14 protein-coding genes are annotated in these 15,283 nt (G+C 73.8%); 8 read left to right on the plus strand and 6 right to left on the minus strand.

What is annotated here, in order from left to right; genetic code table 11:
- Positions 1 to 139: 139 nt before the first annotated feature.
- The 4 genes from ACQP1S_RS29290 to ACQP1S_RS29305 form a co-directional block, all read right to left on the minus strand.
- A complete protein-coding gene (locus ACQP1S_RS29290) occupies positions 140 to 538 on the minus strand; it encodes a DUF3263 domain-containing protein (RefSeq protein WP_432901036.1) in 399 nt (132 codons plus the stop codon).
- 176 nt (positions 539 to 714) lie between these two features.
- Positions 715 to 1,728 carry an ABC transporter permease subunit gene (locus tag ACQP1S_RS29295; protein WP_091247499.1) on the minus strand — a complete coding sequence of 338 codons (1,014 nt, stop codon included), beginning with the start codon at positions 1,726 to 1,728 and terminating at the stop codon, positions 715 to 717.
- Positions 1,725 to 2,735, minus strand: coding sequence for an ABC transporter ATP-binding protein (locus ACQP1S_RS29300; RefSeq protein WP_091247501.1), 1,011 nt, complete (start codon positions 2,733 to 2,735; stop codon positions 1,725 to 1,727). Before ACQP1S_RS29300 ends, ACQP1S_RS29295 begins: the two co-directional genes overlap by 4 nt.
- Positions 2,736 to 2,854: 119 nt before the next feature.
- A complete protein-coding gene (locus tag ACQP1S_RS29305; RefSeq protein ID WP_091247503.1) occupies positions 2,855 to 3,640 on the minus strand; it encodes a DeoR/GlpR family DNA-binding transcription regulator in 786 nt (261 codons plus the stop codon).
- Positions 3,641 to 3,836: 196 nt separating this feature from the next.
- On the opposite strand from ACQP1S_RS29305, the gene ACQP1S_RS29310 reads away from it, so the two are divergent.
- Genes ACQP1S_RS29310 through nagA form a run of 3 tightly spaced genes read left to right on the plus strand, consistent with a single transcriptional unit; the run spans position 3,837 to position 6,882 of the window.
- A complete protein-coding gene (locus tag ACQP1S_RS29310) occupies positions 3,837 to 4,766 on the plus strand; it encodes an SIS domain-containing protein (RefSeq protein WP_432901041.1) in 930 nt (309 codons plus the stop codon).
- On the plus strand, positions 4,763 to 5,776 hold the full coding sequence (locus tag ACQP1S_RS29315; protein WP_432901044.1) for an ROK family protein: 1,014 nt from the start codon (positions 4,763 to 4,765) through the stop codon (positions 5,774 to 5,776). The genes ACQP1S_RS29310 and ACQP1S_RS29315 overlap by 4 nt, the downstream gene beginning before the upstream one ends.
- Complete coding sequence (nagA, locus tag ACQP1S_RS29320; RefSeq protein ID WP_432901047.1) at positions 5,773 to 6,882, plus strand: N-acetylglucosamine-6-phosphate deacetylase; 1,110 nt, start codon at positions 5,773 to 5,775, stop codon at positions 6,880 to 6,882. The genes ACQP1S_RS29315 and nagA overlap by 4 nt, the downstream gene beginning before the upstream one ends.
- A gap of 60 nt (positions 6,883 to 6,942) precedes the next feature.
- Here the strand turns inward: nagA and ACQP1S_RS29325 are convergent, their stop codons facing one another.
- A complete protein-coding gene (locus tag ACQP1S_RS29325) occupies positions 6,943 to 8,205 on the minus strand; it encodes a DUF4032 domain-containing protein (protein WP_432901050.1) in 1,263 nt (420 codons plus the stop codon).
- Between the two features lie 94 nt (positions 8,206 to 8,299).
- Here ACQP1S_RS29325 and ACQP1S_RS29330 point away from each other — a divergent pair, with 94 nt between their 5' ends.
- The 3 genes from ACQP1S_RS29330 (at position 8,300) to ACQP1S_RS29340 (ending at position 11,187) form a co-directional block, all read left to right on the plus strand.
- Positions 8,300 to 9,070, plus strand: coding sequence for a phosphatase PAP2 family protein (locus tag ACQP1S_RS29330; RefSeq protein ID WP_432901052.1), 771 nt, complete (start codon positions 8,300 to 8,302; stop codon positions 9,068 to 9,070).
- A gap of 200 nt (positions 9,071 to 9,270) precedes the next feature.
- Positions 9,271 to 9,786 (plus strand): peptidoglycan-binding domain-containing protein, encoded by a 516-nt coding sequence (locus ACQP1S_RS29335; RefSeq protein WP_432901055.1) that lies wholly within the window; start codon positions 9,271 to 9,273, stop codon positions 9,784 to 9,786.
- Between the two features lie 165 nt (positions 9,787 to 9,951).
- Entirely contained in the window at positions 9,952 to 11,187 is a 1,236-nt protein-coding gene (locus tag ACQP1S_RS29340) for an APC family permease (protein ID WP_432901057.1), read from the plus strand.
- On the opposite strand, the gene ACQP1S_RS29345 is transcribed toward ACQP1S_RS29340, so the two are convergent.
- On the minus strand, positions 11,188 to 12,984 hold the full coding sequence (locus ACQP1S_RS29345; RefSeq protein WP_432901060.1) for an NAD-binding protein: 1,797 nt from the start codon (positions 12,982 to 12,984) through the stop codon (positions 11,188 to 11,190).
- Between the two features lie 121 nt (positions 12,985 to 13,105).
- Here ACQP1S_RS29345 and ACQP1S_RS29350 point away from each other — a divergent pair, with 121 nt between their 5' ends.
- Both ACQP1S_RS29350 and ACQP1S_RS29355 read left to right on the plus strand, forming a co-directional pair.
- Entirely contained in the window at positions 13,106 to 13,633 is a 528-nt protein-coding gene (locus ACQP1S_RS29350; RefSeq protein WP_432901062.1) for an MSMEG_6728 family protein, read from the plus strand.
- Between the two features lie 119 nt (positions 13,634 to 13,752).
- The gene (locus ACQP1S_RS29355; RefSeq protein WP_432901064.1) at positions 13,753 to 15,279 is read left to right on the plus strand and encodes an FAD-dependent oxidoreductase; all 1,527 of its coding nucleotides are present in this window, start codon (positions 13,753 to 13,755) and stop codon (positions 15,277 to 15,279) included.
- Positions 15,280 to 15,283 lie beyond the last annotated feature (4 nt).

Here is a 15,283-nt window from a genome sequence, read left to right on the forward strand (position 1 = left end):
CGCCGTCCACCCCTTTCCGCGGGTGACTGGCGGTCTGGTCGGAGGTCTCGTCCGGTCGTCCCACCGGCGCAGGCCACCTCACGCTCCGTTGTCACGGCTGCGCCGCCCTGGTGGGCCCTCGGCACCGGCTCCGGGGCGTTCAGCGACGTCGGTTGCGGGCCCGGGAGGCGCGTAGCCGACGCAGCCGGCCGATCAGCAGCGGTTCGGCGACCAGCGCGGCGGGACGGTCCAGCAGGCCGTTGAGCAACTGGTAGTAGCGGGTGGCGGAGAGCCCGAAGGTGTCCCGGATGGCCTGTTCCTTGGCCCCGGCGTGCCGCCACCACTGCTGTTCGAAGGCGAGGATGCGCAGCTCCCGCTCGGTCAACTCGTCGCCGCCCGCCGCCGCCCGCTCACCGGCCCGCTCGGCCCCGGTCAGCTCGTCGCCACCGACGGACGCCCGCTCGGCATCCGGGGCAGACCGTGGCGAGGGCACCTGCGACGGCGTGTCGACCGGCTCCGGCGACGGCTCGGACCGGGGAACGGCGTCGGCGGGCGGCATGGCGCTCCTCGGCAGGGTGGACGGCCGGGCGGGGAAACCCAGCTTAACCAGGGTGGGCGACGCTCCGCCCCGGACGGGTGAGGCACACCGCAGACGACGGGCGGGCCCGCGCCGACCGTCGGTCGACACGGGCCCGCCGCATCCGGGTACCGCCCGCACCGGGGGCGGCACCCGGCTCAGGTGACGTCGCGCCGACGCATCATCCAGAACGCGGCCACCACCACCACGGCGGTGCCGATGCCGAACACCAGCGCCGAGTCCTGCCAGGTCACCAGCATCTCCTTCGGCGTGCACTCGCCCTGGGAGAAGTCGCAGGATCGGTAGTCGACCAGCTTCCACTGCTTCTGGAACCAGGCCAGCGCATAGGTGGAGAGCACCCAGCGGTCCCCGAACCGGACCCCGGCGATCGTGGTGGCGACCCGGATGCCGATCTCGCTGACCACCCCGACGCCGACGGCCACGCCGAGCGCCATCGCGGTGTGCCGGCCCAGCGAGGCCAGCGCGAAGGCCACCGCGCCGACGGCGAGGATCAGCCCCAGCGCCCGCAGGCCGCTGATCCCGGCGGACTGCCAGACCCCGGAGGTGACCTTCGCGGTGGTCCCCCGGTAGGTGCCGATCAGCCAGAAGGCCAGTGTCCACAGCGCGCCGAGAACCACGGTCACCCCGGTCAGGATGGTGAGCACGGCGGCCAGCTTGGTGCCGAGCACGGTGAGCCGTTTCGGCCGCCACAGCAGCAGGTTCATCATCCCGCCGCTGCTCCACTCGGCCCCCACGAACGAGGCGCCGATCAGGAAGGCGAACAGCGCCACCGCTCCGGCGAAGACGGCGATGAAGATCCCGAACTCGCCCCGGAAGTCGAACTGGTAGGGCAGGTTCCACTTCGGGTCGAACATGTCCGCGGTGGGCTGCCAGTCCCGGCCGCAGTTCGGGCCGTACCGGTCCTCGGTCTGCTCGCCACGGGCCTTGGCCGCGTCGCACTCGACGATCGAGCGTTCCCAGCTCTTGACGGCGTCCCGGAAGTTCGCGTCCGACTCGGCCTGCGCCTGGGCGATCACCGCTGGTGAGAGCTTGTGGCTGGAGAAGGTGAAGGCGGTGACGATGCCGGTCAGGCCGAGCACGAGCAGGACCAGCATGACCCGGGTGAGCCGGCGCTTGGCCAGCCGACGCAGCTCGGTGACGTACAGGCTCATGCGCCCCACCCTCCCGTGGTGCCGCCGGCGTGGCCCGGCTCGCCGATCTTGGCGGACTGATCGACCTGGCGGTGCTGACCGGGGACCGGCGCGGTGGCGGTGATCTCCAGGAAGACGCTCTCCAGGTCCACCGCGACCGGGGCCAGTTCGCTGACGTACAGGTGCTGTTCGGCGAGCAGCCGGCTGACCGTGGCCGGCTTGTCGACGCCGGCCAGCATCAGGTGGTCGGGGTGGCGGGTGACCGCGACACCGGCCCGGCCGAGCAGTTCGGCGGCGGCGGCGAGGTCCTCGGCGGCGTCCAGCCGCACCCGTACGCCACCATGCGAGTGCTGGGCCAGCACCTGCTCCACCGGGCCCGCGGCGACCCGGCGGCCCAGCGAGATGATGGTGACCTCGTCGCAGATGAGCTGGATCTCGCCGAGGATGTGGCTGGAGAGCACCACGGTCATCCCGGATTCGGCGAGGGTGCGCATCAGGGTACGCATCTCCCGGATGCCGCCCGGGTCGAGGCCGTTGGCCGGCTCGTCGAGGATCAGCAGCTTGGGGTTCTTGAGCAGGGCGGACGCGACGGCGAGCCGCTGCTTCATGCCGAGTGAGTAGGTCTTGACCCGCTCATCGGCCCGGTCCCGCAACCCGACCAGTTCCAGCACCTCGTCGACCCGTACGGCGGGGACGTCGCCGGCCCCGGCCAGCAGGGACAGGGTGTCCCGGGCGGAGAAGTGCGGGAAGAACTGCGGGCTCTCCACGATCGCGCCGACCTGACCGGCAACGGTGGGGAGCGCGGCGGGCACCTCCTGGCCGAGGATGGCCATCCGCCCGCCGTCGGGCTGGATCAACCCGAGCAGAGTACGCAGGGTGGTGGTCTTCCCCGACCCGTTGGGGCCGAGGAAGCCGTGCACCTGACCGGCCTCCACCCGCATGTCGAAGCCGTCCAGCGCGTTGCGGACACCGCGCCGACGACTCTTGTACGTCTTACGTAGACCTTCGATCTCCAGGACAGCCGACAAGCTGCGCCTCCCCCGATGGTGGCTGATGACAGCGGTCACCATACTCGGTATACCCGCCAGGGCAATACCCGGTATGCATCGGTGCGTGGATCGCTACCGACGGTGTACCAACGAGTGACTCAGGCGCAGACGACGGTCACGCCGGCGGCGCGGAACGCATCGACCAGCTCGGGGGCCGCCCCGGAGTCGGTCACCAGGGTCTCTACCCGCTCCACCGGGCAGATCCGGGCGAACGCGTGACCGCCCAGCTTGGACGAATCCGCGATGATCACGACCCGCTTGGCCCGCGCCACCATCAGGTTGTTCATCGCCGCCTCCCCCTCGTGGTGGGCGGCCGCACCCAACTGCGGATCGAGCGCGTCCACGCCCAACAGGGCGACGTCCAGGGTGACCTCGCGCAGCAACGCCCCACCGAGCGGCCCGACCAGCTCGAACGACTTCGGCCGCACCACACCCCCGGCGACCACCACCTTCATCCGGGACCGGACCAGCAGCTCGTTGGCGATGTTCAGGGCGTTGGTGACCACGGTGAGCTGGGCACCCTCGGCGTTGGTGTTCAGGTCGGGGCGGACGGCCAGGGCGCGCGCCACCTCGGTGCTGGTGGTGCCGCCGTTGAGGCCGACCACGGTGCCGGGGGAGACGAGCGCCGCGGCGGCGGCACCGATCCGCTGCTTCTCGGCCGAGTGCTTGGCCGTCTTGTAGCGCAGCGGCAGGTCGTACGAGACGCCGTTGGCGACCGCGCCACCCCGGGTCCGGGTGATCATCTGCTGCTGGGCGAGCTGGTCGAAGTCACGCCGGATGGTGGCCTGCGAGACGTCCAGCCGATCGGCGGCTTCCTCCACGCTGACCCGCCCGCTGCCGGTGAGCATCTCGAGCAGAGCGTTCCACCTGGCGTAGCGGTCCACGGGGGGCCTCCGACTCTGCACCAAGGGTGATCGATTGCGTGCACAGTAGTGCGCGAAACTCCCGGTGCGCAAAACCCGCGACTGCGCGGTCCCGGGCCAGGTTGCCACGCGCACCCCCGTTCGCGCAGAATAACGCGCGAAAGACGGTGGTAATGAGCCGTATTGCGCACCTCCCTCCCCTGTGCGAGGAGTTCCCATGGCGTACGTCGACGCGGAGATCGCCAGCCAGCCCGACTGCTGGCGGGAGGCGGCCCGGCTGGTCGGCACCGTCGCCGCCGGCCTCCCCCAGCCCGGGGAGCGGGTCGCCGTCGTCGGCTGCGGCACGTCGTGGTTCATGGCCATGGCGTACGCCGGGCTGCGCGAGCGGGCCGGCCACGGCGAGACCGACGCCTTCCAGGCCAGCGAGTTCCCCGCCGGGCGCCGCTACGACCGGCTGATCGCGATCACCCGCTCCGGCACCACCACGGAGGTGCTCGACCTGCTCACCGCGCTGCGCGGCCGGACACCCAGCACCGTCCTGGTCGGTGACCCCGGCTCGCCCGCCGTCACGTTCGCCGACACGGCCGTGCCGATGCCCTTCGCCGACGAGCGCTCGGTGGTGCAGACCCGGTTCGCCACCACCGCACTGGCGCTGCTCCGCGCCCACCTCGGCGACAACGTCGAGGCGCTGGCCGCCGACGCGGAGGTCGCCGTCCGGGCCCCGCTGCCGCTCGACCCGGCCCGCATCGACCAGGCCACCTTCCTCGGTCGCGGCTGGACGGTCGGGCTGGCCCAGGAGGCCGCGTTGAAGTGCCGCGAGGCGGCCACCTTCTGGGCCGAGGCGTACCCGGCGATGGACTACCGGCACGGCCCCATCTCGATCGCCGCGCCCGGCCGGCTGGTCTGGGCCTTCGGGGAGCTACCCGACGGGCTGCCGGAGGACGTGGCGGCGACCGGGGCGGCGTTCGTCCACAGCCGGCACCACGGCTGCCACACCGTGCTGGGCAGTTGGGCGGCCGGCCGGACCCCGGTCGACCCGATGGCCGACCTGATCCTGGCCCAGCGTTTCGCGGTGGCCCTGGCGACCAGCCGGGGTCTGGACCCGGACGCGCCCCGGCACCTGACCCGCTCAGTGGTGCTGGCATGACCGACGGGCCGGGCGACGGCGAACAACTCGTCGTCGCGTTGGACGTCGGCGGCACCGGCATGAAGTGCGCCCTGGTCCGCCCGGACGGCAGCGTGGCGCACGCCGAACGGCACCCGACCGACGCCGGGCGCGGCCCGGACGCCGTGGTGGAGACCGTCCTGGCGGTCGCCGAGGGGCTGGCCGACCGGGCCCGCGCCGCCGGGTCGACCCCGGTGGCCTGCGGCGTCGCCGTGCCCGGAGTGGTCGACGAGGCCGCCGGGGTGGCGGTCTGGTCGGCGAACGTCGGCTTCCGGGACGTACCACTGCGGAAGCTGGTAGGTGCACGGCTCGGGCTGCCGGCGGTGCTCGGCCACGACGTGCGGGTGGGCGGGATCGCCGAGGCCCGGCTCGGCGCCGGCCGGGACGCCCGGCACGTGCTCTTCGTCGCGATCGGCACCGGCATCGCCGCCGCGCACGTGGTCGCCGGGTCGGCCGCCGTCGGCGCGCACGGTGCGGCCGGCGAGATCGGCCACATCCTGGTACGCCCCGACGGCCCGCGCTGCGGCTGCGGCCGGCCCGGCTGCCTGGAAGCCGTCTCGTCCGCCTCGGCCATCGCCCGCCGCTACGCCGAACTGGCCGACGCAACGACGCAGGCCGGCCCGCCCGGAGTCGGCACCGCAGCACCCCCGGCCGGCGCGGCAACGCACCCGGCCGGTACGGCGGTGAGCGCGGCCGAGGTGGCCGGGCGGGCGGCGGCCGGTGAGGAACTGGCCGGGCAGGTGTGGCGGGAGGCCGTCGAGGCGCTCGCCGACGGGCTCGCCACCGGGCAGGCCCTCTACGACGTGGACACCATGGTCATCGGCGGCGGTCTGGCCCGGGCCGGCGAGCAACTGCTCGGCCCGCTCCGCGCCACCCTGCACGAACGGATGACCTTCCATCGGGAGCCGCGCCTGGTCGCGGCGGCCCTCGGCGACGAGGCCGGCTGCCTCGGTGCCGCCCTGCTCGCCCTCGACAGTCTGGAGAGACGATGACCCAGCGGGTGACCGGCAAGGTGGTGACCCCGACCGGCGTGGTCCGGCAGGGGTGCGTGGAGCTGGACGGCGAGCGGATCACCGCGGTCGCCGAGTACCCGGCCAAGCGCGACGGGCACTGGATCGTGCCGGGTTTCGTGGACATGCACACCCACGGCGGGGGCGGGCACACCTTCACCACCGGTGACGCCGACGCCGCCCGGGAGGCCGCCGCGTTCCACCTGCGACACGGCACCACCACCCTGCTGGCCAGCCTGGTCAGCTCCCCGTTCGACCTGATGCGCGCGGCGACCGCCGCGTTCGCGCCGCTGGTCCGCGAGGGCGTGCTGGCGGGCGTCCACTTCGAGGGGCCGTACCTGTCGGCGGCCCGCTGCGGCGCGCAGAACCCGGAGTTCCTCCGCGACCCGTCCACCGAGGAGCTGGAGCAGCTCATCGCGGAGGGGGTGGGGACGGTACGGATGGTCACCCTGGCCCCGGAGCGCCCCGGCGCGCTGGACGCGATCAAGCTGCTCACCTCGCACCGGGTGGTCGCCGCCGTCGGCCACACCGACGCGACCTGGGAGCAGACCCGGGCCGCCGTCTCGGCCGGGGCGAGCGTCGGCACCCACCTGTTCAACGGGATGCGCCCGCTGCACCACCGCGAGCCCGGCCCGGTGGTGGCCCTGCTGGAGGCCCCGAACGTGGTCTGTGAGCTGGTCGCCGACGGGGTGCACCTGCACGACGGCATGCTCACCTTCGCCACCGCCGTGGCCGGCCCGGAACGGGTCGCGCTGATCACCGACGCGATGGCCGCCGCCGGCATGCCCGACGGCGAGTACGAGCTGGGCGGCCAGCCCGTCGCCGTGGCCGCCGGGGTGGCCCGGCTGGCCCACGACGGGGCGATCGCCGGCAGCACCCTCACCATGGACGCGGCGCTGCGGCACGCCGTCACCGCCGGCATCCCGATCGCCGACGCGGCACGGATGGTCGCCACCACCCCGGCCCGGGCCATCGGTCTGGGTGACCGGGTCGGCGCCCTCCAGGCGGGTCTCCGCGCCGACCTGGTGGTGCTCGACGACGAGCTGAACGTGGTGCGGGTGATGCGCGCCGGCACCTGGCTCGACTGACACCTGTCCCGGCCCGCCGGGAGGTCCGCTCCTTCCGGCCGGTCGGCCGGGAGGGGCGGCTCAGGGGGTCGGGACCTCGACGCCCAGGACGGCCTGCTCGTCGGGCCGGTGCACCAGCACGTCGGACAGGTAGGACTGCACCGCCGGCCCCATCCCCACGTCCCGGCGGGCCCGCTCGGAGAGCAGCCACTTGTGCTCGATGATCTGCGCGAAGATCTCCTGCGGTTCCAGCTTGTGGCGCAGGTGCGCGGGGACCGCCCGGACGACCGGCTCGAAGACCTCGGTCAGCCAGCGGTGGGCCGCCTGCTGCTCGTCGGTCAGGTCGCTCTCCACCCGGTAGGCGTCCAAGTCGTTGAGGAGCCGGCGGGCCTGGTTCTCCTCGGCGTCGAGACCGGTGAGCCGGATCAGCCGTCGGGTGTGGTAGCCGGCGTCGACGACCTTCGGGCGGACCAGGTAGCGCCCGTGGTCGACCGTCGACAGGGCCACCTCGGCCACGTCGAAGCCCAGGTCGTTGAGCCGGCGGATCCGGCCCTCGATGTCGTGCCGGGCCTCCCGCTCGACCTGCTGCTCGTAGGTGATCTCGTGCCAGAGCCGCTCGTAGCGCTGCACGACCTCCTCGCAGACCACCTCCGGGTCGATCGACTCGTGCAGCAGCCCGGCCGCCTGGAGGTCCAGCGCCTCACCGAAGATGTTGACCCGGGCGATCTCCAGGTCCTCACCGCGCTGCCCGTTGGACAACGAGCGGTGCAGCGCACCGGTCTCGGCGTCGACCAGGTAGGCGGCGAACGCCCCGGCGTCCCGGCGGAACAGGGTGTTGGACAGCGAGCAGTCGCCCCAGAAGAAGCCCGTCAGGTGCATCCGGACCAGCAGCACGGCGAGGGCGTCGAGCAGCCGGCCCATCGTCTCCGGACGCAGCGTGCGGGAGAACAGCGCCCGGTAGGGCAGCGAGAACTGGAGGTGCCGGGTGATCAGCACCGGGTCCAGCGGGGTGCCGTCGTCGGCCTGCCGGTCGGCCACGATCGCGATCGCCTCCACCGACGGGAAGCCGATCCGTTCCAGCGCCCGCAGCAGGTCGTACTCGCGTTCGGCGACCCGCTCCCCGGTCTCCTTGACGGCGTACACGTAGTCGCCGAGACGGACGAACCGGACGATGTGCCGGGAGATGCCCTGCGGCAGCGCCACCAGGTGCCGGGCAGGCCACTCCTCCAGCGGGGTCGACCAGGGGAGGTCGAGCAGCGCCGGGTCGACGAGGGCCGAGGTGATCCGCACGGGGACAAGTGTGCCGGCAACCCCCGGCGTACGCCTCCCTTCGTGGTTCGACACACATCGACCCCGGGCCGCGAGATCCCCCGCCGCGCCACGCCAGGCCACGGACCGCGCCACCACGGCCGCCGGGGTGGGCCGGTAGCGTGATCGCGTGCGGGAGACCACCACGACGGTACGCGGCGGAGCACGGCTCCGGCCGGTCCGCCCGGCCGGCTGGTGGTGCGACCTGCTGCTGCTCACCGCCCTGGTCGGCCTGACCGTGGCGCTCGCCACCGACCACCTCTTCGGCATCGACCGGGCGGTCGCCGACTGGGCGGACGCACACCGGCCGGCCGCCGCCTACTGGGTCGCCCGAGTGCTCAACCTGATCGGCCAGGGCACCCCGTTGGCGCTGTTGGCCGCCGCCCTGGGGGTGCTGCTGGCCGTCCGGCTCCGCTCGGTCCGCCCGGTGCTGCCCCCGGTGGTCGCCTTCGTGCTCACCCTGCTGACCATCGGCCCGCTCAAGGTGTGGACGGCCCGCCCGGCCCCCACCGCCAGCATCAAGGAACCCTTCCTGCCGCCGGAACAGACCCTGCCGCTGTTCCAGCACGACCTGCCGGTCGGCTACGCCCAGTCGTACCCGTCCGGGCACGTGGCCGGCGCGATGGTCTGGTACGGGGTACTCGCCCTGCTGCTCGCCCCGCTGCTGCGGACCGTCGGTCGGCGGATGCCCCGAGCGCTGGTCACCGCCGTCTGGCTGGTGCCGACGCTGGTGCTCCTGTGCACCACCACCTACCTGGGCTGGCACTGGTTGACCGACTCGGTGGCCGGGCTGCTGCTCGGGCTGCTGCTCGATCGGTTGCTGCGCCGGTTCCCCTGGGACGACCTGCCGTTACCGGGCCGGTTGCGCCACCGGGACCGCCCGTTCACCTCCGACGCCTAGCTGGGCCGCGATATCGTCCGGTGGCGAACGTGACGCCTTGCCCCGGCGAAGCGGAGCGAGGGATACGAAGATCCCCGCCCCGCCCTGGGCCAACTGTCCGCTTCCCGCCCGCCTGACGACGGAAGGCTGCCTGACAACGGACGAGAAATCGTCGAGCCTGTATCCAGCGGAGCCCGGCAGGCAGGCAGAGGAGGATGCCCATGTTTCTGCGAACCAGGGTCGTCGCGACGGCGGTGGCCGTCGCCATGCTCGGTGCTCTCGCCACTTCCGCAGCGCCGGCGTCGGCTTCCGTCAGCCAGGGGTACGTCGCGGGTGCGGGGACGTGGACGGACGACTGGGCGGATGAGGGCCCCATCTCCGCCTCGACGCGCCCGCACCACAACGTCGTCGCCATGTGGCAGATGATCCTGTGGGCCGACGGCTATCTCGACCGCTCCGGAATCGACTGTCGTTTCGGGCCGGTCACGACCGCCGCCACGACGAAGTGGCAGAGCGACCGGGGCCTACGCAGCGACGGCGTCGTCGGCTCCGGGACCCTGACCAAGGCGGCAACCCGCCTCAGCGTGTACGAGTCGTGGTTCTACTACGACGGTGCCGGCACCAACTTCATCTATTTCGGTCGCCGCGCCGACGGTAGGTGGGACATGAGCCTCGGCCCCGACCTGGAGTGGCAACTCCTCTCGTACACCTACGCGAACTTCAGCATCTGCTCCTGACCGTACGTCGGATGACTGCCGGGTGAGTGCGTTGCCGGCTACGCCTCACGACCGTGGACAACGCGAACCGCACACCATGACCGGCGCGGAGACCAGGCGGTGAAGTTGCCGGCCCGGTTGCGCGGCGGGGACCGCCCGTTCACCTCCGGCACATAGCCTGCCGTGGTGGATCGACTGAGCCGGCGGTTGGGCGTACCCGATGCGGTGGTCGTGGGGCTCGGGGCGATGCTCGGCGCGGGCGTCTTCGTGGTCTTCGCCCCGGCCGCCGCCGCTGCCGGTGGCGGCGGGCTGCTGGTGGCGCTGGCGCTGGCCGGGTTCATCGCCTACGGCAACGCGACCAGCTCGGCCCGGCTGGCGGCCCGCTACCCGGAGTCCGGCGGCAGCTACGTCTACGGCCGGGAACGCCTCGGCCCGTTCGCCGGGTTCCTCGCCGGCTGGGGTTTCGTGGTCGGCAAGACGGCGAGCTGCGCGGCGATGGCGCTGACCATCGGGGCGTACCTGTGGCCGGGACAGGCCCGACTGGTCGCGGTCGGCGCGGTGCTCGCGGTGACCGCGGTGAACCTGCGCGGCGTCACCCGGACCGTCGCCGCCACGACGGTGCTGGTGGTCGTGGTGCTGGCGGTGCTGGCCCTGGTCGCGGTGACCGGCCTGGCCGCCGGGGACGTCCGGCTCGACCGGCTCGCCGAGGGCGGCGGTACGGCCCGGGGCGTGCTGACCGCCGCCGGGCTGCTCTTCTTCGCCTTCGCCGGGTACGCCCGGATCGCCACCCTCGGTGAGGAGGTCCGCGACCCGGCCCGCACCATCCCCCGGGCGGTGCCGCTGGCCCTCGGCGTGGTGCTGGCGGTCTACCTGGTCCTCGCGGTGGTCGCGGTCGGCGTCCTCGGCCCGGAGCGGCTGGCCGCCTCCGCCACGCCGCTGGCCGACGTGGTGACCGTCGCCGGGCTGCCCGGTCTGGCCTGGGTGGTTCGGGCCGGGGCCACGGTAGCGGTGACCGGGGTGCTGCTCTCCCTGCTCGCCGGGGTGGGCCGGACGGTGCTGGCGATGGCCCGCCGCCGGGACGTGCCGGGCGCACTGGCCGCCGTGCACCCGGTCCGCCAGGTCCCGCACCGGGCCGAGTTGGCGGTGGCCGCCGTGGTGGTGGCGGTGGTGGCGCTCGGTGACGTACGCGGGGCGATCGGCTTCTCCAGCTGCACGGTGCTGGTCTACTACGCGATCACCAACGCCGCCGCGTTGACCCTGGGCCGGGACCCGGCCCGCCGGCTGCCCGTCCAGGCGCTCGCCGCGCTGGGGCTGGTCGGCTGCCTGCTGCTCGCGGTCAACCTGCCGACCGCCAGCGTCCTCGCCGGTTCCGGCGTGCTCGCCCTCGGCGCGCTCTGGTACGCCCTCCGCCCCGGCCGCTAGTCACTCCTGCGGATCACGCGAGGTCGGGATCCCGGCGGGCGGCTGCTGCGGGGCCGGCGGCGGGGGCGGGGTGGTCTCGCGGATCAGGGCACCCAGCCCGGCCCGGCGGGCCACCACGGTCAGCCGGTCCCCCGCCGAGATCACCATCCGGGGGTCCGCTCTCCAGTCGGTCTTCTGGCCGACCCGGGAGTGGGCCAGCAGGCGCACCTCGCCGGGGCGGGCCACCGCGCTGAGGGGGCGACCGTCCAGCGCGGCACCGGCCACCACCGGCACCTCCACCACCAGCAGGGCGTGCCGGTCGACCGGGATGGTGGCGATGACCGCCCGGTCCAGCAGTGCGGCGGCGAACGACGGCGCGGCCAGGTAGGACACGCTGCGCGAGATGCCGATGCCGAAGGCCCGCTGGATCCGCTCGGCGAAGTCGCCGTCGAAGAGCCGCAGCACCACCCGCAGCTCCGGGTTGAGCGCCCGGCCGTTCAACGCGGCCCGCAGGTTGACCCCGTCGTCGGTGGAGACCACGACCAGCGCCTGGCAGTGCTCCACCGAGGCCGAGCGCAACGTCTCCTCCCGGGCCGCGTCCCCGACGATCAGCGGTACGCCCAGCCGCCGGGCCAGCGCCGCACCCCGCGCCTCGGCACTCCGGTCGATCGCCACCACCTCGACGCCGAAGTCGTGCAGTTGCGCCATCACCCGGGTACCGATGTTGCCCAGCCCGACGACCACCACGTGCCCGGTGCGTTCCGGTTGGATGCGACCGGCGTGCAGGGCCAGCCGGGCGTTGACGATGCCGTCGACCACCACGGCGGTGCTCAGCGGGATCAGCGCCAGCCCGGCCAGGTTGAGCACCACCTGCATGATCTGGGCGGCGGCCGGTTTGGCGACGTCCGGGTCCTGGCCGCTGAGCGTGGTGACCAGGGTCAGATAGAGGGCCTCCGTCCAGCTCACCTCGACCGCGCGGGCGTTCAGCCAACCGAGCAGCGCGATCACCCCGAGCAGGGTGAGCACCGCGATGCCGATCTTGCGGGTGGCGAAGCTGCGGACCGCCCGGAGCAGCACCGCGAGGGGCTGCCGGCGACGCCGGGCCCGGACCAGCCGGCGGGCCGCCAGCTCGGTGCCGGCCGGCTGGCCGGTCGCCTCGGCGAGCACCACGTCGGCGGCGGACTCGTCGGCGGGCAACACCCGGACCAGGTCCGGGTCGGTGGTGACAGCCAGCCCGCACACCACGTCGGCGGGACGGACGTCGTCCCGGCGGGCCACGTAGAGGGTACGGCCGCCGTGCCGGAAGTGGGTCGGGGCGACCTCGCCGAGGGCGGCGGCGACGAACGCCGGGGCGGCCATCGAGGCGTCGGACAGGACCGCCGAGTCGGGGAAGAGCTGCCGCAGGCCGTTGGCGAGGCTGGTGTTGAACATCCGGACCACCAGGCGCAGCCGGGGTTCGACCTCCTGCGCGCAGAGCGCGGCGTGCATGTTGCCCACGTCGTCCTGGTGCAGCAGGGCCAACCCGTCCGCGCCGGCCAGACCGGCCCGGCGGAAGGTGGCCTCGTCGAGCCGGTCGGCCCGGATCACCTGGACCCCGTCGATGTCCCGCCCGTCGGGGCCCTCCGAGCGGCGGCGCTCCGGCACGACCAGGGTGATCCGGACCCGGCCCTGGGCCGGCTCGGTGCCGAACAGCGCCCGGACCACCCAGTACGCCAGCGGGTCGTTGCCGCAGATCACGTAGTGCGGGTGGGAGTCGCCGTTCATCCGCAGCCGCCAGCCGGTCGCGCGCCGGGCACGATCACGCAGGGGTTCGGCCATGCCCGGATGGTAGCCAGCCGGTCGCGGCGGGCGCAGCCCTGGTGATCCGCACCGGCCGGTGCGGGGACGACGCGGGTGGTCCCGCAGGCATGGTGGGCGTGACGGTGGGTAGAGCAGCGCCGTGCAGACCTTCCTGCCGTACCCGGACTTCCTGGCCAGCGCGCGGGTCCTCGACCAACGGCGGCTGGGCAAGCAGCGGGTGGAGGCGCTCCAGGTGCTGCGCGGCCTGACCCGGCCGGGCTACGGCTGGCGGCACCACCCGGCGGTCAAGATGTGGGCCGGCTACGAGGAGGCGTTGACCCGATACGGGCTGGACGTGTGCACAGTCTGGTGCGCGGCGGGTCGGGCGGACACCTGCGCAGCCACGCTGGTCACCGACCTGACCGCCGCCCGGGGCGCGGGCCGGGTACGCACCCAGGCCGAGCTGGCCGCTGCCGGCGAGTTGCCACCCTGGCTGGGCCGCGACGACCTGCACCTGAGCCACCGCGCGGCGCTGCTGCGCAAGGACCCCGACCACTACCGCCCCCGGTTCGGCGACGTTCCGTCCGGCCTGGAGTACGTCTGGCCCCCGTCCGGCCGGGCCCCGCTCGTCGCCGGGCAACCGGCCGACGCTCCCGCCGGGGACCCCGGCAACACTCCCGCCGAGTGATCCGCCGCCGCCACCGCCGGGACCCCACCGACGCCTCCGCCGGTGGTGGCGAACCTGCCTGACCGGGCCGGATCCGGCGAGGTCAGGCAGACTGGGGGCCCTCGGGTCGGAAGGTGCACATGGCGCTGTCGCAGAAGCTGGGCCGGCTCATCGGCGTACGCGAGCAGGTGGTGGACCCGGGCGGTGGGGGTGCCCCCCGGGCGGCCCGGCAGACCACGGCCGTGGTGGTGGGCGGTGGGATCGCCGGCATGTCGGCGGCGGTGGTGCTCGCCGAACGCGGGGTGGACGTCACCGTGCTGGAGGCCGCGCCGACGCTCGGCGGCCGGCTCGGTGCATGGCCGGAGGCGCTCGCCGACGGCAGCCAGGTCAACGAGCACGGCTTCCACGCGTTCTTCCGGCAGTACTACAACTGGCGGTCGATCCTGCGCCGGGTCGACCCGACGCTCGGCTTCCTCAAGCCGATCCCCGGTTACCCGATCCTGTCCGCGCAGTGGCCCACCGAGGAGTTCGGCAGGCTGCCCCCGGCCCCGCCGGTGAACCTGCTGGCGCTCCTGCTGCGCAGCCCCAGCCTGCGCCTGACCGACCTGCGCGGGATGGACCGGGATGCCGCGCTGCCGCTGCTCAGCTACGACCCGGTGCGCACCTACGCCGAGTTCGACGACACCACCGCCGATGCGCTGCTCGCCTCGCTGAAGCTGCCGGACCGGGCGCGGGCGATGCTGTTCGAGGTCTTCTCGCACTCGTTCTTCAACCACGAGGCGGAGATGTCGGCCGCCGAGATGATCGCCCAGTTCCACTTCTATCTGCTGGGCAACCCGGAGGGGCTGGCGTTCGACTGCCCCGACGAGGATTACGCCACGGCGATCTGGCAGCCGCTGACCCGGCACGTGGCGCAGCACGGCGGCCGGGTGCGCACCGGGGTCGCCGCCACCCGGCTGGACCGGGAGCCGGACGGCTGGCGGGTCACCACCGCCGACGGCACCGTCCACCCCGCCGGGCACGTGGTGCTGGCCGTCGACCCGCCCGCGCTGGCCGCGCTGGTCGCCGCCTCCCCCGGCCTGGTCGCGGCGGCACCCGAGCTGGTGGTGCGGATGCCCGCGTTCGGTCGGCCCGGCCCGCCGTACGCGGTGGCGCGGTACTGGCTCGACGGGGACGTCCGGGCCGACCGGGCGGTGTTCAGCGGGGTGTCCCGACAGCCCACCCTGGACTCGGTGACCCTCTACCACCGGCTGGAGAACGAGTCCCGCCGCTGGGCGCAACGCACCGGTGGCGCGGTGGTGGAGTTGCACGCGTACGCCTGCGACGAGGGGGTGCCGGCCGGGGAGTTGGCCGAACGGATGCGCGCCGAGTTGGTCGCGCTCTGGCCGGAGGTCGCCGGGTTGGGCGTCCGTGAGCTGCGCGCCCGGGTCGAGGCGCAGGCCCCGGCGTTCACCCCCGGCAGCCACGCCGGCCGGCCCGGGGTACGTACCGACGCCGACGGCCTCTATCTGGCCGGGGACGGCATCGGCACCGACTTCCCGAGCGCGTTGATGGAGCGGTCGGCGGCGACCGGGATCATCGCCGCCAACCACATCCTGCGCGCCGAGGGGGCCGCCGCCGAACCGGTCCGCTCCATCCGCCCCCGGGGACTGCTCGCCGGGAAGTGAGCCG

The sequence above is a fragment of the Micromonospora matsumotoense genome (assembly GCF_050951065.1).
Taxonomy (GTDB): Bacteria; Actinomycetota; Actinomycetes; order Mycobacteriales; family Micromonosporaceae; genus Micromonospora; species Micromonospora matsumotoensis.

Coding starts and splice junctions, on each gene's coding strand:
- ACQP1S_RS29290 (WP_432901036.1), bottom strand. CDS start 538: ATGCCGCCCGCCGACGCCGTTCCCCGGTCCGAGCCGTCGCCGGAGCCG.
- ACQP1S_RS29295 (WP_091247499.1), bottom strand. CDS start 1,728: ATGAGCCTGTACGTCACCGAGCTGCGTCGGCTGGCCAAGCGCCGGCTC.
- ACQP1S_RS29310 (WP_432901041.1), top strand. CDS start 3,837: ATGGCGTACGTCGACGCGGAGATCGCCAGCCAGCCCGACTGCTGGCGG.
- ACQP1S_RS29315 (WP_432901044.1), top strand. CDS start 4,763: ATGACCGACGGGCCGGGCGACGGCGAACAACTCGTCGTCGCGTTGGAC.
- nagA (WP_432901047.1), top strand. CDS start 5,773: ATGACCCAGCGGGTGACCGGCAAGGTGGTGACCCCGACCGGCGTGGTC.
- ACQP1S_RS29335 (WP_432901055.1), top strand. CDS start 9,271: ATGTTTCTGCGAACCAGGGTCGTCGCGACGGCGGTGGCCGTCGCCATG.
- ACQP1S_RS29345 (WP_432901060.1), bottom strand. CDS start 12,984: ATGGCCGAACCCCTGCGTGATCGTGCCCGGCGCGCGACCGGCTGGCGG.
- ACQP1S_RS29355 (WP_432901064.1), top strand. CDS start 13,753: ATGGCGCTGTCGCAGAAGCTGGGCCGGCTCATCGGCGTACGCGAGCAG.